This window comes from Microbacterium sp. NPDC056736 (assembly GCF_042790415.1).
Taxonomy (GTDB): domain Bacteria; phylum Actinomycetota; class Actinomycetes; order Actinomycetales; family Microbacteriaceae; genus Microbacterium.
Window position 1 is genome coordinate 973431 of record NZ_JBHTZE010000001.1, and the last position, 21569, is coordinate 994999.

20 protein-coding genes are annotated in these 21569 nt (G+C 71.5%); 6 read left to right on the top strand and 14 right to left on the bottom strand.

All coding sequences use genetic code 11. The features are described 5' to 3' along the window. Positions 1–90 precede the first annotated feature (90 nt). Complete coding sequence (locus tag ACFRAL_RS04380; RefSeq protein ID WP_378880137.1) at positions 91–966, top strand: hypothetical protein; 876 nt, start codon at positions 91–93, stop codon at positions 964–966. A 9-nt stretch (positions 967–975) separates the two neighbouring features. On the opposite strand, the gene ACFRAL_RS04385 is transcribed toward ACFRAL_RS04380, so the two are convergent. The 4 genes from ACFRAL_RS04385 to ACFRAL_RS04400 form a co-directional block, all read right to left on the bottom strand. Then, on the bottom strand, positions 976–1158 hold the full coding sequence (locus ACFRAL_RS04385; RefSeq protein ID WP_336393601.1) for a PspC domain-containing protein: 183 nt from the start codon (positions 1156–1158) through the stop codon (positions 976–978). 48 nt (positions 1159–1206) lie between these two features. Next, on the bottom strand, positions 1207–1389 hold the full coding sequence (locus ACFRAL_RS04390) for a PspC domain-containing protein (RefSeq protein WP_378880140.1): 183 nt from the start codon (positions 1387–1389) through the stop codon (positions 1207–1209). Positions 1390–1503: 114 nt separating this feature from the next. Then, positions 1504–3159 carry an ABC-F family ATP-binding cassette domain-containing protein gene (locus ACFRAL_RS04395; RefSeq protein WP_378880143.1) on the bottom strand — a complete coding sequence of 552 codons (1656 nt, stop codon included), beginning with the start codon at positions 3157–3159 and terminating at the stop codon, positions 1504–1506. Positions 3160–3432: 273 nt separating this feature from the next. After that, positions 3433–4098 carry an alpha/beta hydrolase-fold protein gene (locus ACFRAL_RS04400; protein WP_336393598.1) on the bottom strand — a complete coding sequence of 222 codons (666 nt, stop codon included), beginning with the start codon at positions 4096–4098 and terminating at the stop codon, positions 3433–3435. A gap of 78 nt (positions 4099–4176) precedes the next feature. Between ACFRAL_RS04400 and ACFRAL_RS04405 the strand changes: the two genes are divergently transcribed. The 3 genes from ACFRAL_RS04405 (at position 4177) to ACFRAL_RS04415 (ending at position 8663) form a co-directional block, all read left to right on the top strand. Next, positions 4177–4764: an NUDIX hydrolase family protein gene (locus ACFRAL_RS04405; protein ID WP_336393597.1), complete on the top strand. Its 588-nt coding sequence runs from the start codon at positions 4177–4179 to the stop codon at positions 4762–4764. 61 nt (positions 4765–4825) lie between these two features. Further along, complete coding sequence (locus tag ACFRAL_RS04410) at positions 4826–6739, top strand: M3 family metallopeptidase (RefSeq protein WP_378880147.1); 1914 nt, start codon at positions 4826–4828, stop codon at positions 6737–6739. 223 nt (positions 6740–6962) lie between these two features. Further along, positions 6963–8663 carry a hypothetical protein gene (locus ACFRAL_RS04415; protein WP_378880150.1) on the top strand — a complete coding sequence of 567 codons (1701 nt, stop codon included), beginning with the start codon at positions 6963–6965 and terminating at the stop codon, positions 8661–8663. Between the two features lie 52 nt (positions 8664–8715). Here ACFRAL_RS04415 and ACFRAL_RS04420 read toward each other — a convergent pair whose 3' ends face one another. From ACFRAL_RS04420 to ACFRAL_RS04430, 3 genes are all read right to left on the bottom strand, one after another. Beyond that, the gene (locus ACFRAL_RS04420) at positions 8716–9786 is read right to left on the bottom strand and encodes a threonine aldolase family protein (RefSeq protein WP_378880153.1); all 1071 of its coding nucleotides are present in this window, start codon (positions 9784–9786) and stop codon (positions 8716–8718) included. 40 nt (positions 9787–9826) lie between these two features. Then, positions 9827–10540: an SDR family oxidoreductase gene (locus ACFRAL_RS04425; RefSeq protein ID WP_378880156.1), complete on the bottom strand. Its 714-nt coding sequence runs from the start codon at positions 10538–10540 to the stop codon at positions 9827–9829. A gap of 160 nt (positions 10541–10700) precedes the next feature. Continuing rightward, a complete protein-coding gene (locus ACFRAL_RS04430) occupies positions 10701–12149 on the bottom strand; it encodes a DUF6421 family protein (protein WP_336393592.1) in 1449 nt (482 codons plus the stop codon). Positions 12150–12263: 114 nt separating this feature from the next. Here ACFRAL_RS04430 and ACFRAL_RS04435 point away from each other — a divergent pair, with 114 nt between their 5' ends. Both ACFRAL_RS04435 and ACFRAL_RS04440 read left to right on the top strand, forming a co-directional pair. Then, entirely contained in the window at positions 12264–12710 is a 447-nt protein-coding gene (locus tag ACFRAL_RS04435) for an Lrp/AsnC family transcriptional regulator (protein ID WP_378880247.1), read from the top strand. A 34-nt stretch (positions 12711–12744) separates the two neighbouring features. After that, positions 12745–13716, top strand: a complete 972-nt coding sequence (locus tag ACFRAL_RS04440) for a diacylglycerol kinase family protein (RefSeq protein ID WP_336393591.1) — start codon at positions 12745–12747, stop codon at positions 13714–13716. A gap of 19 nt (positions 13717–13735) precedes the next feature. On the opposite strand, the gene ACFRAL_RS04445 is transcribed toward ACFRAL_RS04440, so the two are convergent. From ACFRAL_RS04445 to ACFRAL_RS04475, 7 genes are all read right to left on the bottom strand, one after another. Continuing rightward, positions 13736–15268 carry a CoA-acylating methylmalonate-semialdehyde dehydrogenase gene (locus tag ACFRAL_RS04445; protein WP_378880161.1) on the bottom strand — a complete coding sequence of 511 codons (1533 nt, stop codon included), beginning with the start codon at positions 15266–15268 and terminating at the stop codon, positions 13736–13738. A gap of 67 nt (positions 15269–15335) precedes the next feature. Further along, positions 15336–16652, bottom strand: coding sequence for an aspartate aminotransferase family protein (locus tag ACFRAL_RS04450; RefSeq protein ID WP_336393589.1), 1317 nt, complete (start codon positions 16650–16652; stop codon positions 15336–15338). Positions 16653–16756: 104 nt separating this feature from the next. Continuing rightward, on the bottom strand, positions 16757–17935 hold the full coding sequence (locus ACFRAL_RS04455; RefSeq protein WP_378880164.1) for an ABC transporter substrate-binding protein: 1179 nt from the start codon (positions 17933–17935) through the stop codon (positions 16757–16759). Between the two features lie 42 nt (positions 17936–17977). Further along, positions 17978–18811, bottom strand: coding sequence for an ABC transporter permease (locus ACFRAL_RS04460; protein WP_378880167.1), 834 nt, complete (start codon positions 18809–18811; stop codon positions 17978–17980). Beyond that, positions 18808–19599, bottom strand: a complete 792-nt coding sequence (locus tag ACFRAL_RS04465) for an ABC transporter ATP-binding protein (protein ID WP_336393586.1) — start codon at positions 19597–19599, stop codon at positions 18808–18810. Before ACFRAL_RS04465 ends, ACFRAL_RS04460 begins: the two co-directional genes overlap by 4 nt. Beyond that, positions 19596–20525, bottom strand: a complete 930-nt coding sequence (locus ACFRAL_RS04470) for an ABC transporter permease subunit (RefSeq protein WP_336393585.1) — start codon at positions 20523–20525, stop codon at positions 19596–19598. Before ACFRAL_RS04470 ends, ACFRAL_RS04465 begins: the two co-directional genes overlap by 4 nt. A 13-nt stretch (positions 20526–20538) precedes the next feature. Continuing rightward, positions 20539–21555, bottom strand: coding sequence for a TIGR03842 family LLM class F420-dependent oxidoreductase (locus tag ACFRAL_RS04475; RefSeq protein ID WP_336393584.1), 1017 nt, complete (start codon positions 21553–21555; stop codon positions 20539–20541). Between the last annotated feature and the right edge of the window lie 14 nt (positions 21556–21569).

Consider the following 21569-nt stretch of genomic DNA (forward strand, 5'->3'; position numbering starts at 1 on the left):
GTCCTCACCGCCTGTGCGCCGACGGCGCAGCCCGGCGCGACCGCGACACCGGATCCGGTTCCATCGGGCGAAGCGGCCCCGACGCCGGCCTTGACCATCCAGATCGTCGCAGGCGGACAGGCACCTCCTGCGGTGTTCGGCGGCGACTGCGCGGTCGCCCTGCCGGCTGCGGGGCTGATCGCCGCCACCGGGATCGATGGAATCGAGGTCACCCGCCGCGATCAGACGTGGACGCGCTCGATCGACAATGTCGGCGGACTGGTGTGCGAGTGGCAGGGTGGCGGCGTCAGCGGCAACGTCACGATCCTCCCGAAAGTCGGCCTCGGCGGCGCGGAGCTGCCCGCTGAGGTGTCCGACGCGTACTTCGGCCCCTGTGACTGGAACTGCTCATGGCAATGGGAATCCGCCGACTTCTCGGTGATGGGCTACTCGAGCGACCTCGCCGACCGCGGTCGGGAGGAGGCCGACCGGATCGGTGCCGAGGTCGGGATGGGCATCGCCTCCCGCACGGCGGAGGCCGGACTCGGATGGCAGCGCGACAGCGCGCGTTGGTGGCCGGCGGCGGACTGCGCGGACCTCGCGACACAGCTCGGCTCGCACCTGGGCGCGGTCGTGACGGCAGAGGAGGCCGGCTACCACGATCCTCCGAGCCCCGCGACCATCCTGGCGGACATCGCGAGCCATCGCACGTGGTGCGGGTTCTCGACCGAGGGGCGGCAGCTCGCGCTCGCGGTCTTCGAGTCCGGGGTCGCCTGGGACCTGCCCTGGGCAGGGCTTGGACAGCCTGTGGATCTCGGAGTGCCCGGCGTGCAGGCGTTCTCTTCCACGCAGGGGGGCTATCTGGGCGGAGAGGTGTACGAGGCGACCGACGGCGTCAACGGGATGAACGTCGAGATCGCCCCAGACAGCGGGTGGTCGCCGCATGAGCTCGCCGCGCTCATCGCGGAGACATTCGTCGCGCCCTGACCGCCGGCGTCAGCGCTCGTCGGGCAGGAGGATCCACAGCAGCAGGTACATCAGGATCGACACGCCGAAGAACACGGTCGAGGCGACCCACAGCACCCGCACCGGCACGACGCTGCACGAGAAGCGGTCGGCGATGCCCTGGCACACCCCCGCGATCATCCGTCCCCGAACGGGACGCACCAGCCGATGCATGCGTTCATCATCGCCCGGCCCGCCCGTGCGCGCCAGATGTGCCGTGCGTCAGCGCTCGGAGGGCACGAGGATCCACAGCAGGATGTAGATCCACAGCGGGAGGCCGAAGAAGATCATCGCGACCACGGTGAGGATCCGGATCAGCGTGACATTCCAGCCGAAGCGGTTCGCGACGGCGAGGCAGACGCCGGCGATCCAGCGGCCGTTCTGAGGTCTGACGAGTGCGTTCATGACCCCATCCTGCGCGCAGGGACGCCCGCGCGCACTGGGGGTGGCCCCCGAACCGAGAGGGGGCCGGCCGCGGCATCCGTCGCCTTCCTTGAGGACGGATGCCGCGACCCTGCGTCAGCGCTCGGTGAGCGTGCCGTCGCGGTCGAGCTCCAGCACGAGGTCGACGCCGATGCGCTCGAGGAACGCGTCGTCGTGGCTGACGACGAGCACCGCGCCGCGATAGGCGGCGAGGGCGGCGACGAGCTGGTCGACCGTGTCGAGGTCGAGGTTGTTCGTCGGCTCGTCGAAGATCAGCAGCTGCGGCGGCGGGTCGGCCAGCATCAGCCGGGCCAGCGCCACCCGGAACCGCTCGCCGCCGGACAGCGAGCCGACCGGGCGCTCGACCGCCGCACCTCGGATGAGGAACCGCGCGAGCCGGTTGCGCAGCTCGACCATCGTCACCTTCGGCGCGGAGGGCGCGACGTTCTCGAGCACCGAGGCGCCGTCGTCGAGACCGTCGACCCGCTGCGGCAGGTAGCCGACGCGGTCGGTGTGCAGCTCGGCCCGTGCAAGCAGCGGGATCGACGGACCTTCAGCCGGACCAGGAAACACGCGCGGTGCAGATCCGCCCGCCGGTTCGACACCGGAGCCGACCAGCCGCTCCAGCAGGGTGGTCTTGCCGGCGCCGTTCGGGCCGATCAGGGCGACCCGTTCCGGGCCCTGGATGGTCCACGAGCGCTCGCCGTCACCGAGGGTCGCGATCCGGCGGCCCGCGGGCACGCCGGGATCGGGAAGGTCGATCCTCACGATGTCGTCGTCGCGCACGCGGCGCTCCGCGGCATCGAGCGTCTCGCGGGCGGACGCCTCGCGGTCGGCCTTCTCGCCCCGGAGCTTGCCGGCCGAGACCTGAGCGGCCCGCTTGAGGTTGCCGGCCACGATCGGCGGCACGCGCTTCTCGAGCTGGGCCTTGCGGCCCATCGCCGCACGGCGGGCGATGGTCGTCTCGGCCTCGATCCGCTGGCGCTTCTCGCGCTTGACGGCCTGCCGCGCGGCGCGCTCGGCGTCGCGGGCGGCGCCCTGTTCGGCATCCAGCCACGCCCGCCACTGCGAGTACGGGCCGCCGAACACCGAGAGCTCGTTGTCGTACAGCTCAGCGGTGTCGTCGACCAGCTCCAGCAGCGCGATGTCGTGGCTGACGACGACGAGCGCGCCCCGCCACGAGCGCACCATGTCGTACAGGCGTGCCCGGGCGTCGCGGTCGAGGTTGTTCGTCGGCTCGTCCAGCAGCGCGATGGCGGCCCCGCGCAGACGGATGCCGGCGATCGCGGTGAGCACCGCCTCGCCGCCCGACAGCTGCCCGACGCTGCGGTCGAGCATGCCGGGGGCGAGCCCGGCCTCGGCCAGGGCGGCGTGCGCGCGCGCCTCGATGTCCCAGTCGGAGCCGACCGCGTCGAAGTGGCGCGGATCGGCGTCGCCGGACTCGATCGCGCGCAGCGCGCGCAGGGGCGCACCGACGCCGAGCAGGTCGGCGACCGGACGGTCGACGTCGAGCGTGAGGCGCTGCGGCAGGTACGCGGCATCCGCCGTCCGGGTGATATGGCCGGCGGTCGGCGCCAGCTCTCCGGCCACCAGGCGCAGGAGCGTGGACTTGCCGGAGCCGTTCCGGCCGACGAGGCCGGTGCGACCGGCACCGAACGACCCCGAGACGTCGGAGAGGGCGGTGGTGCCGTCGGGCCACGAGAGCGAGACCCGGTCGAGGATGATGGCAGGGGTGAGGGTGTGAGCGGGCATGAGGCCTCCAGGTCGGTCAGGCACTGACACACCGACACCGCGGAGGTCGCCCAGGCGGGCCGGCCCATCGAAGGGCGCAGCACCGCAGGAGAGAAGCGGCGGATCGACGGCCAGCGCGAAGGATTCAAGCGCTGACGCGTCGAAGGTCGACGGAGCAGCGCGATTACAGCGCGGTCGCGTCGATCAGCTTCAAGGGAGTTCCTCACCGAGGGGACAAAGGCCGTGAGACACCATAGCGGACCATGCCGGGCATGACCAGTGACCGCCGTGCGCTCAGTCCGCGGCGTCGAGGGCCTCGAGCTGCTTGTCGAGGAAGACGCGCACGTCGGCGAGCTCCTGCTCCGACACGCTGTGGGTGAGGCCGGGGTAGACGCGTCCGCTCAGCTCGGCGCGTTCGGGAAGCCACTGCGTCGTGTGCTCGACGAGGAAGCCGGGGATGACGTCGTCGTTCGTGCCGCGGCCCCAGAAGACCGGCGGGCGGCGCTCGGCGAGCTCGGCGTCGCCGGGCAGCTCGCCGGGGGTGACGTAGCCCGACAGGTTCACCGCGAAGGCGAAGCGATGCGGGTCGAGGCGCATGGCCTGCAGGGACACCGCGGCGCCCTGCGAGAAGCCGAGAAGACCCACGGATGCCGCGCCCGGCACGTGCGCGTCGACCCAGGCGAGGACGGCCTCGGCGGCGCGGGTGACGTGCGAGGGATCCCGACCGTCCAGGCCGTCGATCGGATACCAGGAGCGGCCGGGAGCCGGCCACGGCGGTGACAGCGGCGCGGCGAGGCTCGCCACGGCGAACGGCTCGGGCAGGTACGCGCGCAGGGGATAGAGATCGTGCTCGTCGGCGCCGTAGCCGTGGAGGAGCAGCAGCAGATGGCGCCCGGCGAGGTCGTTGCGATCGGCCGACCACAGCACGGCGTCGGCGTCGAGGACCAGCGCTTCCGGCATGCCCCCATCCTCCCACCTGACGTCGACACGTCCGGTGGACCTCGGGCGCCGGCGGCGCACCCGGGGTATACAGGAGTCATGTCCGTACGCACCCCCGACCCCGAACCTGCGGGCGACGAACCGTTCGGCCCGCCCGCGGGGAACGTCTCGAACCCCGCCTGGCTGAGCGACATCGAGCTCGAGGAGGCCCGCCGCCGCCTGCCGATGCTCTACGTCGAGGGCGTGCCGGTGCGCACCGACGGCATGGGGCAGGTGACCGCCGTCGGGATCCTGCTGCGGGCGACCCCGGTGGGGGAGATCACCCGCACGATCGTGTCGGGCCGCGTGCGGTACGGCGAGACGGTGCGCGACGCGCTGTTCCGCCACCTCGAGAACGACCTCGGGCCGATGGCGTTCCCCCTCCTGCCGCCGCAGCCGGTACCGTTCACGGTCGCGGAGTACTTCCCGCTCCCGGGGGTCAGCGCGTTCCACGACGACCGTCAGCATGCCGTCTCGCTCGCGTTCGTCGTTCCCGTCACGGGGACGTGCGAGCCCCGGCAGGACGCCCTCGAGGTGACGTGGCTGACGCCGGAGGAGGCGTCCTCCGACGCGCTGTCGGCCGAGATGGAGGGCGGCAGGGGCACGCTCGTGCGGCTCGCGCTGGCCAGCGTGGGCGCGCTGCGCTGAGGCATCCGCGTCATCCAGCCGGCTCTCGCGGAGCGTCCGCCCCGCCCCCTAGGCTCGCAGGATGACCCTCCAACCGCTGCCGTTCCCCGCTGACGCCGCCGGATGGGCCGACTTCGTCTCGGAGCGCCCGGCTCAGCGCATCGCCCGCGTGCGGGAGCTCGACGAGCGGCTCAAGGGCGAGCCGGCCCTGTCTACGGCCGACCGGCTCGAGCTGTGGAACGACACCGAGCTCGCGCTCGCCGAGGCGCTCAGCGAGGCGTACCTCCTGAGCGAGGCGCACCCCGACGCGGAGGTGCGCGAGCTGGCCGAGGGGCAGGTGCAGGCCGTCGAGTCGCTGTCGGCCGCGCGCCTGCTCGACCGCGAGCTGTGGAGCGTGTTCGCGGATGCCCCGACGGACGGCCTCGACGCCGACCAGGCGCGGCTGCTATCGCACCTGCTCCGCGACTTCCGTCGCGGGGGCGTGGAGCTCGCCGACGACGAGCGGGAGCGGGCGCGCGAGCTGGCGGACCGCGACACCGAGCTGTCGCTGACGTTCTCGCGCAACATCCGCGACGGCCGGCGCGAGGTCCAGGTGCCCGTCGCGGGCCTGGCCGGACTGCCGCAGGACTTCGTCGACGCGCACCCCGCCGACGAGCGCGGCTTCGTCACGCTGAGCACCGACTACCCCGACCTCATGCCGGTGCGCGACTACGCCTCCGACCGTGCGACGCGCCTGGCGCTGGTGGGCGCCTACAACGACCTCGCCTGGCCAGAGAACGACCCCGTCCTGGCGGAGCTGCTCGCGGTGCGCGCGCAGCGCGCGAGCCTGCTGGGCTACCCCGACTGGGCGGACTACGAGACCGAGACGCGGATGATCGGGGCGGGTGCCGAGATCCCGGTCTTCCTCTCGCGCCTGGACGACGCGTCGAAGCCGGCCGCCGACGCCGAGTACCCGCTGCTCCTCGAGCGGCTGCGCCGCGATGTGCCCGACGTGGACGCCGTCACGATCGCCGACTACTGGTACCTGGTGGGAGCGATCAAGCGCGAGCAGTACGACGTCGACGCCCAGCTCGTCCGGTCGTACTTCCCGTTCGAGCGAGTCGTGTCGGGCGTCCTCGACGTCACCGGCCGCCTCCTCGACGTCGAGTACCTGCCGGTCGACGCTCCGGCGTGGCACGACGACGTGCAGTCCTTCGACGTGGTGCGCGGAGGAGTCCGCCTTGGCCGCATCCACCTCGACCTGCACTCCCGCGAGGGCAAGTTCAGCCATGCGGCCTGCTTCCCGCTCGCTCCGGGCGTGGCGGGTCGGGTGCTCCCCGAGGCCGCGCTCCTGTGCAACTTCTCGCGCGGACTGCTCGAGCACGACGAGGTCGTGACGTTCTTCCACGAGTTCGGGCACCTCGTGCACGACATCCTCGGCGGCCACCAGCGGTTCGCCCGTTTCAGCGGCGTGGCCACCGAGTGGGACTTCGTCGAGGCGCCCAGCCAGCTGCTGGAGGAATGGGCGTGGGACGCCGACGTGCTGGCCTCCTTCAGCGGCGACGCGGACGGCCGCCCGATCCCGGCCGATCTCGTGGCCCGCATGCGCACGGCCGACGGGTTCGGTCGCGCACTCGAAGTGCGGCGCCAGCTGGGGCACGCCAACGTGTCGTACCGCCTGCACGTCGACCGTCCCTCCGACCTGCAGGCCGAGACCGAGCGGATCTACGCCGCGACGAGCCCGGTCCAGCCGCTGCCCGGCCAGCACTCCTATGCCGGCTTCGGCCACCTCACCGGCTACGGCGCCTGCTACTACACGTACCAGTGGAGCCTCGTGATCGCCCGCGACCTGCTCAGCGGGTTCGGCGAGGGACTGATGGATCCCGAGGCGGCGCGCCGCTACCGCACCGAGGTGCTCGAGCGCGGAGGATCCCGCGACGCACGCGAGCTCGTCGAGGCGTTCCTCGGGCGCGCGTCGTCGTTCGACGCGTACCAGGAGTGGCTCGCGGGGCGGTGAGCGCCGCGCGTTTCGCGCACACGGCGAGGCGCGGTAGGGTTCAGTCACCCTGAGCGCAGTCACCCCTGCGACACTCACCCCCCGGTGTCGTCGAGGGCGATGCGGCCTCCGTCGGCCGCGCCCGGCGACCCGTTCGCCGTGCGACCGGCGGAACGCACCGCCGCCGCTGTATGCGGTCGCCGACACAGTGATTCCCCTCGCCCCTAGAAAGCAGAGTCACTCGATGTCCGAGCACGCCGTCAACCCCGGCACCACTGGTCCGGAAGACCCCAGCCCCTTCGACACGATCATCGGCGAGACGTCGACGACGTTCGGATCGGGCTTCACCACGACCTTCCGCGGCTACGACAAGGAAGAGGTGGATGCCGCGATCGCCGGCCTCGACGCGCGCGTGCGCGCTGCGGCCGACGAAGTCGCGCAGCTGAAGCAGCACCAGCGGCGGGCCGGCGCCGCCGTCGCGCAGAGCCGGGCGAAGGCCGAGCGTCTCGAGGCGGAGCTGCAGGTCGCGAACGAGCGGCGTCAGGCCGACATCGACGCCGCCATCGCCGCCCACCGTGCCGAGGTCGACGCCGAGCTCGCCGCGCGACAGGAGCAGATCGACAGGCTGCAGGCCGAGCTCGCGGCGGCGGACGAGAACCGCCGCACCGAGCGCGAGCGCGCCGAGGCCGAGGCATCCGCCGCCCGGGAGGAAGAGGGCGACGCCCTGCAGCGCCTGCAGGCCGAACTCGAACTCGCCAATGCCCGGCTGGCCGACGCCGAGCAGCGGGTCCAGGCGCTCAGCGACGAGCTGGTCGGCGCCACGGGCGAGTCGCCCAACCGCCAGCAATTCGAGGAGGTGCTGCGCGTCGCGGAGGACCAGGCGAGTCTCCTCATCCGCAACGCCTCCATCCAGGGCGACCGCCTGCTCGAGGCGGCGCGCGAAGAGATCGCCAACCGGCGCACGGCCGCGCAGGCCGAGGCCGACGGCATCGTGTCGCAGGCCCAGCACGAGGCGCAGCAGATCCGGCTGAAGATCGACACCGAGCTGACCGCGCACGAGGCCCGCATCGAGCGCGAGACCGCGCACGCCGCCGAGAAGATCTCGCAGGCCGAGCGCGAGGCCGCCGCCATCCGCTCCGAGGCCGAGAAGGGCGCGGCCGTGCTGCGCTCCACGGTCGCCCGCGAGACGGCGCGCGACCGGTCCGAGGCCGAGGAGGCGGTGCGCGAGCTGCGCCTGCGGGCGCTGGAGTTCGAGGCATCCCTCACCCGTCGCCAGGACGATGCGCACCAGGAGTTCCTCGTGCTCCACAACCAGGCGGTCGCCCATGCCGAGCGCATCACGCAGGATGCCAACGAGCAGGTCACGGCGTCGCTGGAGCACGCGCAGCGGGTCTCGGCGAAGGCGGAGGACTTCGAGCGTCTGATGCGCGCGCAGTCGCAGCAGATCGAGGCCGACGCGCAGCTGCGCGCCCGGGAGCACCTCGAGCAGGCGCACGTGAAGGCCGAGCGCATCATCGCCCTGGTCACGTCGCACTCCCAGTCCGTGCTCCGCGACGCCGAGGACCGCACGCGCACCCTGCGCTGGCAGCAGCACCAGCTCATGAGCTTCATGGCCGAGGTGAAGGAGCTCATCCGGCCCGAGACCGCCCTCGCGCCGGCATCCGTCACCTCTGCAGATCAGCCGGACGAGGAGACGACGGATGCCGCCCCCGGCCACTCCGCCGAGAACGAGGCGGTCGTGCCGGAGCCGAGCGAGGACGCGGCGGTCGTGCCGGAGCCGGGCGAGGACGCGGCCGTGGACGGTGAGTCGCAGGAGGACACGGCTGAGGGCGGCGAGGCGCAGGAGGACACGGCTGGGGGCGGCGAGCCGCACGAAGCCGAAGCAGAGTCGCACGAGGCCGGCGGCGAGGCGCACGAGGCCGAGGTCGAGCAGCACGAGGGCTGAGCCCCCGGGCACCGGACCGCGCGCCCCGCGGTCCGGGAGCCGGGCGGTCCGGCTACGAGGCCGAAGTCTCCCGCGCGATCGCGGCGAGGAACGCGTCGATGTCGTTCTCGGACGTGTCGAAGCTGCACATCCAGCGCACCTCGTTCTTCGCGGCATCCCAGTCGTAGAACCGGAACGACGCGCGCAGACGGTCGGCGACGCCGGCCGGCAGGGTCGCGAAGACGCCGTTGGCCTGCGTCGGCTGGGTGAACGCGACCCCCCGGATCGACCCGTCGGCGAGGCCGCGCTCGATGCCGGCGCGCAGGCGCTGCGCCATCGCGTTCGAGTGGGAGGCGTTGCGCAGCCACAGATCCCCCTCGAGCAGGGCGAGCAGCTGCGCCGAGACGAACCGCATCTTCGAGGCGAGCTGCATGTCGAGCTTGCGGAGGAACTTCAGGCCCTGCGAGGCCTCGGGGTTGAGCACGACGACGGCCTCCCCGAGCATGGCGCCGTTCTTGGTGCCGCCGAAGCTCAGCACGTCGACGCCCGCGTCGCGCGTGAACTCCCGGAACGGCACGCCGAGCGACGCGGCGGCGTTCGAGATCCGCGAGCCGTCCATGTGCACGTGCATCCCGAGGCCGTGCGCGTGCGCGGCGATCGTGGCGATCTCGTCGACGGAGTAGAGGGTGCCGAGCTCGGTCGACTGCGTGATCGAGACGACGAGTGGCTGCGCGCGGTGCTCGTCGCCCCAGCCCCACGCCTCGCGGTCGATGAGCTCGGGCGTGAGCTTGCCGTCGTCGGTCGGGACGGTGAGCAGCTTGATGCCGGCCACGCGCTCGGGCGCACCGCCCTCGTCCACGTTGATGTGCGCGGTCCCGGCCGTGATCACGGCGCCCCAGCGGGGCAGCATCGACTGCAGCCCGACGACGTTGGCGCCGGTCCCGTTGAACACCGGGTACGCCTCGACGCCGTCGCCGAAGTGCCGGGCCATGACCTCCTGCAGGCGCTCGGTGTAGACGTCCTCGCCGTACGAGACCTGGTGCCCGTCGTTGGCGGCGGCGATGGCCGCGAGCACCTCCGGGTGGATGCCGGAGTAGTTGTCGGACGCGAATCCGCGCAGGTTGGGGTCGTGGATGGTGGTCACGGGTATCCATTCTCCCGCGGCGACGGCGGGCGCGGCGGTGTCACAGCGAGGGGTCGGTGAGGTCGACGATCGTGTCGTTGGTCTCGGAGGCGTCGGTCATCCACAGGTCGGCGAAGCGCTGCGCCAGGGCATCCTCGAGTCCCGAGAGGCTCTTGGTGCGGAAGATGACGGATGCCGCGGCCAGCGGCCGCCCGGAGTCCTTCGCGGCCTTCGCGAAGCCCTGCGCGACGGCGCGCGCCCACGCCTCGCTCGCCGCCTTGACCGCGGCGTAGTTGGCGCCGCCGGCGAGCGGGCGCTCCACGGCGGTGGAGGAGACGATCGCGGTGCGCGCGGACGATGACGCCCGCAGGTCGGCGTCGAATGCCCGGCTGACGTGGCGCAGCGCGGTCAGCGAGCGCTCGAGGAAGCGGTAGTCGTCGTCCGTCTGCCCCGCCAGACCGCCGCAGCCGCGCCAGCCGCCCACGAGGTGCAGCACCCCGTCCACGGCTCCGTCGGCCGCGTGGATCCGCTCGGCGAGTGCGGCGACGTCTGCCTCATCGGTCAGGTCGCACACCTCGGTGCGGACGCTGCCGGCCGGGTCGACGTCGGCGACGCCCGGCCCGGCGCCGAGGGAGGAGGTGAGCTCCTCCAGCTTCTCGGAGCTCCGCCCCACCGCGATGACGCGCGCGCCCGCCGCGACGAGTTCGCGGGTGGCGGCGAGACCGGACGCGCTGGTGGCCCCCGAGACGACCACGAGTCTGCCTGAGACGCTCATACCCCTACCCTTCCACGCCCGCTCTCCACTCCGCTCTCCACTCCGCCCTCCATCGCCGAGATCGTGCGATCTCGTCGAATGACCACGTCGTCGGCGCCCACGACGTGCGTTCTCGGCGAGAACGTGCGATCTCGGCGAGAACGGTGGGCCGAACGACGCTTCAGGAGTCGCGGCCGGTGATGCCGGCGGTCGACTCGATGACGGGCTTCATCTTCCGCTCGAGCGCCTCGAAGAACATCGACAGCGGGAACTCGTCGTCCATGACCGCGTCGGTGTAGCCCTTCGGCGGGCCGGCGAGGATCTCGTCGGGCAGTCCGCGTGCCCACTGCGACGCCGGGTTCGGCGTCAGGGTGCCGCGGACGAGGTCGTACGCGGCGAGCCAGTGCGCGGTCTTCGGGCGGTCGATCGAGCGCCAGTAGAGCTCGTCGATCGCGTCGCCGAGCGCGACGACCGCGGCGGGCACGTCCTCCCAGTCGAAGGCGAGGGCCGTGTCGGTCCAGTGCAGCACGTCGCGCTGGTGCAGCCACGCGAACAGCAGCTGGCCGCCGAGCCCGTCGTAGTTGCGCACCCGCGTGCCGGTGATGGAGAACCGGAAGATCCGGTCGAAGATCACCGCGTACTGCACCAGCTTGGCGTGCTCGAGCATCTCGGCCTCGGCCTCGCTGAGCTCCGCCCCCTGAGCCTGTCGATCGGCCAGCCGCCGCTGGATCGCGACGCACTCGCGGAACGCGGTGAGGTCGCACCGCAGCTCCTCCAGCGAGTACAGGAAGTACGGCATCCGCTGCTTGATCATGAACGGATCGAACGGGAGATCGCCGCGCATGTGGGTGCGGTCGTGGATGATGTCCCACATCACGAACGTCTTCTCGGTGAGCGCCTGGTCGTCGAGCATGCGGGCGGCGTCGGCGGGGAGCTCCAGCTTCGTGATCTCGGCGGCCGCGCGCACCACCCGGCGGTAGCGGGCGGCCTCGCGGTCCTGGAAGATCGCGCCCCACGTGAACGCCGGGATCTCGCGCATCGCGACGGTCTCGGGGAAGAGCACGGCGCTGTTCGTGTCGTAGCCCGGGGTGAAGTCCAGGAACCGCAGCGACACGAAGAGCTTGTTGCCGTAGTCGCCGGCCTCCAGCTGGGCGATGAACTCGGGCCAGATCACCTCGACGAGCACGGCCTCGACGCGACGATCGGACGATCCGTTCTGCGTGTACATGGGGAAGACGACCAGGTGACGGATGCCGTCGACCCGGTGCCGCTGCGGCTGGAACGCCATGAGCGAGTCGAGGAAGTCCGGGATGCCGAAGCCCTCGTCGGCCCACCGCTGGAAGTCGCGCACCGAGGCCGCGAGGTACTCCCCGTCGTGCGGGAACGCCGGGGCGAGCGCACGGATGCCGGCGATGATCTCGGCGACCAGAGCGCGCGCCCGGTCGTGGGCCGCGGCATCCGGAATCGAGCCGTCCTTGATCTGCAGGTCCTGGATCGCGGTCGCCGCCGCCTTCAGTCGCAACCAGGCGGGCGACGCCTCCACAGGCTCGGCGGCCGATGACCGGGTCGCATCCTCGACGACCTCGGGTTCGCCGACGATGACCTGCGTGGTGCGGGTGGGAGCGGGCATGGTGAACCTCCGATCTTCGAGCGTGGTTTCTCTCCCGATTCTAGAGAACTTCCCCCAGCGACACGATTCAGCAGGAAAATTTCCTGTCTGGGATAGAGTCGACGCATGCCGAGCCTGGATGACGCGACCGACGCCGCCATCGTGCGGGAGGTCTCCCGCGACGCGCGCGCGACGCTCGCCGATCTGTCCGCCTCGGTCGGGCTGTCGGTGTCGGCCGTCCAGGCGCGACTGCGGCGGCTCGAAAGCCGCGGCGTCATCACCGGCTACCGGACCCTCGTCGACGCCGAAGCGGTCGGCAAGCCCCTCGCCGCCTTCGTCGAGATCACGCCGCTCGATCCCGGCCAGCCCGACAACGCGCCCGAGCTGCTCGAGCACCTCACCGAGATCGAGGCGTGCCACTCGATCGCCGGCGACGCGAGCTACATCCTCCTCGTGCGCGTGGCCACCCCGCGTCACCTCGAATCGCTGATCCGCGACATCCGCGCGGCCGCGTCGGTGAACACGCGCACGACCGTCGTGCTGCAGACGTTCTACGAGAACCGCCCGATCCTCCCCGCCTGACCCTTTCCCGGCGAGCGGTGGGTAGTCTCGGCGCATGGACCCCGCTCTGCCTCCCCCCGCCGACGATCGCGGCCGGGGAGTGCTGATCGTGCGGAACGCGGCATCCGGCTCGGCGGTCATCCGGTCCGACCCCGCCTCGATCTTCGCCGCGCGCCTGCCCGGGGCGCAGATCCGAGAGCTCGGCGACGACGAGGACCTCGAAGACGTCGTCGCGAAGGCGATGGCCGCCGACCCCGCCCCCGCGGTGCTCGGCGTCTACGGCGGCGACGGGTCGGTCTCGCGCATGGCGCACCTCGCCCGCCGGTACGACCGGCCCCTCCTCGCCATGCCGGGCGGCACGTTCAACCACTTCGTGCGCGCGCTGGGCCTCGACAGCGTCGACGCCGCGATCGACGCGTACGAGGCGGGCTCGACGGCCGAGGTCGGCGTCGCGGATGCGACGGCGGATGACGACGAGCCGCTCACCGTGCTCAACGTCGTCTCGGTCGGGGCCTACCCGGAGCTCATCGGGGAGCGCGAGCGGCGAACGAGCCTCGGCAAGTGGATCGGCGGCGTCGTCGCGACCGCGGTCGCGCTGCGCCGAGCCGAGCCGCTCACCATCGTGCGGGGCGGACGCCGCGCGCGCGTGTGGTCGGTGTTCGTCAGCGTCGGGCGGAACGACCCCGATCGCGTCGCCACGATGCAGCGGCAGGAGACCGAGGCCGGCGTGCTCGATGTCCGCATCCACCACGCGCGCGGGTCGAAGGTGCGCGCGCTCGCCTCGCTCGCCTTCGGCAAGCGCACGGCGGCCGTGCTGCGCGCGGTGCGCCTGTTCCCCCGCGACGAGGACGTCGAGCGCCTCGTCGTGCGCGAGCTCGACGTCCGCGTCCGCCCCGAGGCGGGGCATCCGTCCGTCTTCGTGCACGACGGCGAACTCGAGGAGCGGGAGGCGGGCGGCTTCACTTTGCGGTGCGTCGCGGTGCCTCGCGCGGTGACCGTGTTCGCACCGGCTCCTCCGGGCCCCTGAGCGAGCGAGGCGAGGCGGGTCAGTCGTGCTGCGGGAAGCCCAGGTTGATCCCTCCGTGCGACGGGTCGAGCCAGCGTGACGTGATCGCCTTCTCGGCCGTGAAGAACTCGAAGCCGTGCGGGCCGTACGCCTTCGCGTCGCCGAAGAGCGACGCCTTCCAGCCTCCGAAGGAGTGATACGCCACCGGCACCGGGATCGGCACGTTGATGCCGATCATGCCGACCGTCGCCTCGCGCTGGAAGCGTCGTGCGGCGCCGCCGTCGTTGGTGAAGATGGCGGTGCCGTTGCCGTACCGGCTCGCGTTGATGATGTCGAGGCCCTCTTCGTAGCCCTCGACGCGCACCACCGACAGCACCGGGCCGAAGATCTCGTCGGTGTACACCGTCGACGACGTCGGCACGTTGTCGATCAGCGTCGGGCCGAGCCAGAAGCCGTTCGCGTCTCCGTCGACCTCCACGCCGCGACCGTCGACCACGACCGAGGCGCCGTCGGCGCCGGCGACATCGATGTACGACGTCACCTTGTCGCGGTGCTGTCCGGTGATGAGCGGTCCCATGTCGCAGCCGCGCGTGCCGTCTCCGGTGCGCAGGGAGGACATGCGCTCGGCGACCTTGGCGACGAACTCGTCGGCGACCGTGTCGACGGCGAGCACCACCGAGATCGCCATGCAGCGCTCACCCGCCGAGCCGAAGCCGGCGTTCACGGCGGCGTCCGCGGCCAGGTCGAGATCGGCGTCGGGCAGCACCAGCATGTGGTTCTTCGCGCCGCCGAGGGCCTGCACGCGCTTGCCGTGCGAGGTCGCCGTCTCGTAGACGTACTTCGCGATCGGCGTCGAGCCGACGAACGAGATCGCCCGCACGTCCGGGTGCTCCAGCAGCGCGTCCACCGCCTCCTTGTCGCCGTGGACGACGTTGAAGACGCCGTCGGGGAGCCCCGCCTCCGTCAGCAGGCCCGCGAGCCAGTTCGCGGCGCTCGGGTCTTTCTCGGACGGCTTCAGCACGACGGCGTTGCCGGCCGCGAGGGCGATCGAGAAGAACCACAGCGGCACCATCGCCGGGAAGTTGAAGGGGCTGATGATGCCGACGACGCCCAGCGGCTGACGCAGCGTGTAGACGTCGATGCCGGTCGAGACGTTCTCGGAGTACGCGCCCTTGGTGAGGTGCCCCACGCCGCACGCGAACTCGACCACCTCCATGCCGCGGGCGATCTCGCCGCGCGCGTCGGCGAGCACCTTGCCGTGCTCGGAGGTGAGGATCTCGGCGAGCTCCTCCTTGCGCGCGTTCAGCAGCTCGCGGAACGCGAACATCACCGCCTGGCGCTTGGCGATCGAGGCGTCGCGCCACTGCGCCCACGCCGCGGACGCGGCATCCACCGCTGATCCGACGTCGTCGCGGGTGGCGAACCGCACCCGCTTCTGGACCGTGCCGAGCGCGGGGTTGTACACCGAGCCGGTGCGGTCGGATGCCCCCGCCCACGGCCCGCCGTTCACCCAGTGCTCGAGGACCGCCGTATCGGCGCCCACCGGGTCGGTGCGCTCCATCATGTCCGTCATTGTCGTGTTCCTCCTTCGGAAGCGCCGCAGGCCGACCCGGTCGGTCGGCCGCGACGCGATGCACGCGTCAGAAGAGGTCGCCTTCGACGCTCGTCAGGGCTTCATCGTAGATCGACATCGCCTCCTGCACCTCCTCGTCGGTGACCACGCAGGGCGGCACGACGTGGATGCGGTTCTCCGCCGCGAAGGGCAGCAGCCCTCGCGACGTCAGCTCCTTCTTGAGCTTCCCCACGACCTCGGCGCCGACCGGCTCACGGGTGTCGCGGTCGGTCACGAGGTCGAGCGCCCAGAACACGCCCTCGCCGCGCACTTCGCCGATGAGCGGATGCCGCGACGCCAGGTCGCGCAGACCGGGGCCGATCGCCTCCTCGCCGACGCGCCGGGCGTTCTCGACGATCCCCTCCGACTCCATCGCGTCGATCGCTGCGACGATCGAGGCCGCGGCCAGAGGGTGCCCCGAGTAGGTGAGGCCGCCGGGGAAGACGCGGTCGTCGAACGTCGCCGCGATCTCGGGCGAGATGATCACGCCACCCACCGGCACGTAGCCCGAGTTCACGCCCTTGGCGAAGGTGATCAGATCGGGCACGACGTCGTGCCCCTCGAAGGCGAACCAGCGGCCGGTGCGCCCGAACCCCGCCATCACCTCGTCGAGGATGAGCACGATGCCGTAGGCGTCGGCCAGCGCGCGGACCCCCGCCAGATAGCCGGGCGGCGGCACCATGATGCCGGCGGTGCCGGGCACCGACTCCAGCAGCAGGGCGGCGATCGTGGAAGGCCCCTCCGACTGGATCACGCGTTCGAGGTGGTGCAGGGCTCGCTCGCACTCCTCCTCCGGCGTGGTCGCCCAGAACTCGGTGCGGTACAGGAACGGGCCGAAGAAGTGCACGTGTCCGCGGGCGTACTGGTTCGGCATCCGTCGCCAGTCGCCCGTCGCGACGATGGCCGCACCGGTGTTGCCGTGGTACGAGCGGTAGGTCGAGAGCACGGTGTCGCGACCGGTGTGCAGGCGTGCCATGCGGATCGCGTTCTCGATCGCGTCCGCACCGCCGTTGGTGAAGAAGACCTTCGCGAAGCCGGCGGGGGCCTTGTCGAGGATGCGCTGCGCGGCCTGACCGCGGTGGAGGTTGGCCGTGGCGGGCCCGATGGTCGCCAGGCGCTCGGCCTGCTCGCGGATCGCCGCGACGACGGCGGGATGCTGATGCCCGATGTTGACGTTGACCAGCTGGCTCGAGAAGTCGAGCATGCGATTGCCGGCGTGGTCCCACACCACCGTGCCCCTGCCGCCCGCGATGACGGGCAGGTCCAGGCCCGCCTGCGCGGACCAGGAGTGGAACACGTGCTCGCGGTCGAGCTCCTTCGCGAGGGCATCGAGGTCTTCGGTCATGTGTCCACGTTCCCTGTTCGCGGAAGGCGGGTCAACGGCGTTTCGTCTTGCCTTGCCCCGCGCGGCGACCGGAGTGTCCGGTCGCCGCGCGGGTGCGGCATCCGCTACTGGCCGCCCTCGGTGAGCGTCACCTCGATCGGCGTGTACTCGCCCCCGACCTCGACGCCTTCCTCCTCGAGCTCGGCGAGCGCCTGCTCGATGTACTCGTTCGAGTACGCCGAGTCGGCGGGCTCGGTCGTGATGAGCTCGAGGTCGTCCTGGTTCTTGGCCGACAGCGCACCGGCCACCGTCTTGTCCCAGGCCGCCTCGTCCACGAGCCCGAAGTCGGCGCCCGTCCAGATGAGCTTGTTGACCTCGTTCATCTGCCACAGCTGGTGCACCGGCCCGACGGGGAACGCGGCCTCGGCGTTCGACGCGATGTCGTAGACGATCTCGGCCGCCTCCTCGGGGTTGTCGCGGGCGAAGATCCAGCCCTTCGTCACTGCCTTGAGGAACCGCACCGCCGCATCGGCGTAGGCCGGGTCGTCCTCGAGCCGCTGCGTGTCGGCCCAGATGGCGTCCTGCAGCATGGCGCCCTCGGTGTCCTCGTACGAGATGACGTCGAAGTCGTCGGGCTGGTAGAGCTCGCCGGTCTCCGGGTTCACGACCTCGAGGATCTGCGCCCACTCGTTGTACGTCATCGCCTGGGCGGCGTCGACGTCACGGTCGAGCAAGGCGTTCATCGAGAAGTCCTGGGTCGTGATCGACACGGAGGTGGAGTCGAGGTCCTCGGCGGCCATCGCGGCGAAGATCTCCCACTCGTTGCCGAAGCCCCACGAGCCGATACGCTTGCCCTCGAAGTCGGCGACGGACTCGATCCCGTCGCCCTTCCACGACACCTGCAGCGTCCCGGACTTCTGGAAGACCTGCGCGATGTCGGTGAGCTCGACGCCCGTCGCCTCGAGCGTGCCGAGCACCTTGGGCACCCACGCGATGGCGAAGTCGACGTCGCCGGCCACGAGCGCGTCCTGCGGCACGATGTCGCCGCCGGACGGCACGATCTCGACCTCGTCGAAGCCCTCCTCCTCGAAGTAGCCCTGCTCCTGGGCCACGTAGTAGCCGGCGAACTGGGCCTGCGGCAGCCACTGCAGCTGCAGCTTGATCGAGGTGAGCGGCTCGAAGTCCTCGTCTCCGCCTCCTCCGCCGTCGTCGGTGCCGCCCGACCCGGAACAGGCTGCGAGCGCGAGTGCCGCGACGGTGGCGACGGAGGCCGCGGTCAGGCCGCGTCTGATGCTGTGTCTCATGGCGTTCCTTTCGTGTGGTGCGTCGGGTACTGCAAACGCCGGTCAGGCCGGCGACCGCCTCGTCGCCAGGCGCTCCAGGAGCGAGGTCACGAGGAAGAACACGAGCCCGATGATGATGCCGCCGAGCACGTAGGCCCACGCCAGCGCGGCCCGGCCGGACTTGGCGTAGGTGGCGATGGCCGTGCCGATGCCGTCGGCTGGCCCGCCGAAGTACTCGGCGACGAGGGCGGCGATCACCGCCAGCGAGCTGGCGATGCGCAGGCCCGTCATGAGGTACGGGAGGGCGGTCGGGAGCGTCAGGACGCGGAACGTCTGCCAGCCGGATGCCGCGGACGAGCGCAGCAGGTCGCGGTGCACGGGCCGGGTCTGGCGGAGGCCCCGCAGCACGTTGACGAACACCGGGATGAAGGCCGCGATCGTCGCGACCGCCTGACGTCCGAACTGGCTCGAGGCGCCGAACATCGTGTTGAGGATCGGCGTGATCGCGACGATCGGGATGACGGCGAGTGCGGACACCAGCGGCGCGAGCATGCCGTCGACGGGCTTGGCCGCGGCGGCCAGCCCGGCGAACAGCAGCGCGAGGAGGGAGCCGACCACGAGGCCGATCAGAGCGTTCGTGGCCGTGATCATCATGTCGTCGAGGATGATCGGGAACCGGCGGACGAACTCCTCGGCGATCGCGATCGGGCTCGGCAGCATCCGCGGCGCGGTGCCGAGCACATCGACCCAGAAGATCCAGATCGCGAGGATCAGGACGCCGACGACGACGGGCGCCACCCACTTCAGCCACCCCGGAAGCTCGCGCTCGCCGGGCCCCCGCCCCGCGCCCGCCGGAGTCGGCGCGGCGGGCAGCATCGTGGTCGCGGCATCCGTCATGATTCACTCGCCCTCGTGACGGGCGAGCCGTGCAAGGCCTCGCGGACGGCCGTCACGCGGTCGAAGAACTGCGGCGATTCGCGGAGCGCCTCGTCGCGCACCTCGCCGAGAGAGGTCTGGACCACGTCGGTGATGCGACCGGGACGCGGGCTCATCACCACCACGCGGTCGGAGAGGAAGACCGCCTCCGGGATCGAGTGGGTCACGAACACGACGGCCGCCGAGGTCTCGGCGGCGATGCGCGTCAGCTCGGACTGCAGGCGCTCGCGCGTCATCTCGTCGAGCGCGCCGAACGGCTCGTCCATGAGGAGCAGCTTCGGGCGGGCGGCCAGCGCGCGGGCGATCGCGACGCGCTGCTGCATCCCGCCGGAGAGCTGGTCGGGGTAGCGATCGACGAAGTCCGAGAGACCGACCAGCTCCGCCAGCTCGGCCACGCGGCTCGCGCGAGCAGCCTTGCCCGTGCCGTGCAGTTCGAGCGGCAGCCCGATGTTGGCGGCGACCGAGCGCCACGGCAGGAGGCCGGCCTGCTGGAACGCGATGCCGTAGTCCTGATCGATGCGGGCGCGCTTGGCGGGCTTTCCGAAGATCTGGAGGGTGCCGGACGTCGCCTGGTCGAGGTCCGCGATCAGGCGCAGCAGCGTCGACTTGCCGCAGCCCGACGGGCCGATGAGCGACACGAACTCACCGCCGGCGACCTCGAGATCGACGTCGGTCAGCGCGACGACCTCCCCGGTCTTCGTCGGGAACACCTTCCCGACGCCGGATGCGTGGACGGCAAGGTCGGTCATGCGGCGGCCTCTCCTCTGCGGTAGTTGGCAAGTCCGAGGCCGATGAGGGCCACCGAGCCGGCGGCGATCAGGCCGAGGGCGATCGAGCCGAACGTCGGCCCCCATGGAGCGGCGGGGTCGCTCGAGGCCTGACCCGCCAGCTGGATGAGCATGCGGCCGATGCCGCCGCGCATGCCGATGGAGACCTCCGCCACGACCGCGCCGAGCACCGCGTTCGCGGCGGCGAGCCGCAGCGCCGGAAGCAGGTGCGGGACGGCCGCGGGCAGGCGCAGCCGGAACAGCGTCGGCCAGTACCCTGCGGCGTAGCTGCTCATGAGGTCGAGGTGGATGCGGTCCGGCGACGCCAGGCCCCGGAGCACCCCGACGGCCACCGGGAAGAACGCCAGATACGACGCGATCACCGCCACCGACAGCCACTGCGGCCACGTGCCGCCGCCGCGGTCGATCTGGTTGCCGATCGCATTGACGACGGGGGCGAACGCGATGAGCGGCACGATCTGGCTCACCACGATCCAGGGGAGCAGGCCCCACTCCAGCAGGCGCCACCGCTGCATCACCAGGCCCAGGAGGGCGCCCACGACCACGCCGATCAGCCATCCGACGGCGGCGATCCCCAGGGTGATGAGGGCGGCGCCGGCGACCGAGACCCAGAGCGCGGGGGTGTCGCCGCCGCTCGTGGGGGCGAACAGGCGCGCGACCATGTCCCACACGTGCGGCATCGCCCGGTCATGGGTGCGCGGGAGGATCATGAGCCCCGACCCGGACTCGCCGGGGACGGCGCCCACGACCACGCCGTCGGCGGGTCCGAGGAACTTGTACAGCTCCCACAGCACGATGACCGCCACCACCCCCACCGCGCCCCAGCCCGCGGCGATCCAGCCGCGGAGCTCGCCCTGACGGCGCGCCGACCAGCCGATGGGCCTCATGCCGGTGCCGACTTCACGACTTGGCCGTCACGTGGGTCTGCAGCGCCGGGATCACGGTCTCGCCGTAGACGCGGAGCGTCTCCTCCTTGTTGTCGTGCTGCAGGTAACCGGCGAACTGGGTGACCCCCAGCTCGCGCAGCTGTTCGAGCTTGGCGATGTGGTCGGATGCCGAGCCCAGGATGCAGAAGCGCTCGACGATCTCGTCGGGGACGAAGTCGACGTGGTCGTTGTCGGCCTTGCCGTGGGTGTTGTAGTCGTACCCCTTGCGTCCCTCGATGTAGTCGGCGAGCGCGTCGGGGATGGCGCCGTGATGGCCGTACTTCGCGACGATGTCGGCGACGTGGTTGCCCACCATGCCGCCGAACCACCGGCACTGGTCGCGCATGTGCGCTTCGTCGTCGCCGATGTACATCGGGGCGGCCACGCAGAAGGCGAGCGAGTCGGGGTCGCGGCCGGCGGCGGCCGCGGCATCCTTCACCGTCTTGATCATCCACGCGGCGATGTCGACGTCCGCCAGCTGCAGGATGAACCCGTCGCCCACCTCGCCGGTGAGCGTGAGCGCCATCGGCCCGTACGCCGCCACCCACACGTCCAGCTGCGAGCCCCGGCTCCACGGGAACCGGATCGTCGAGCCGTGGTACTCGACGGGCCGCGAGTTCGCGAGCTCGCGGATCACGTGGATGGACTCGCGCAGCTCGGCCATCGTCACCGGCTTGCCGTTGGTCACCCGCACCGCCGAGTCCCCGCGGCCGATGCCGCAGATCGTGCGGTTGCCGTACATCTCGTTGAGCGTGGCGAACACGGAGGCCGTCACCGTCCAGTCCCGCGTCGCGGGGTTCGTCACGAACGGCCCCACCGTGACGCGATTGGTCTCGGCGAGGATCGCCGAGTGGATGACGTAGGGCTCCTGCCACAGCAGGTGCGAGTCGAAGGTCCACACGTGGCTGAAGCCGTGCGCCTCGGCGAGCTTGGCGAGCTGCACGGTGCGCGCGGCGGGCGGGTTGGTCTGCAGGACGACGCCGAAGTCCATGATCTCGATACGCT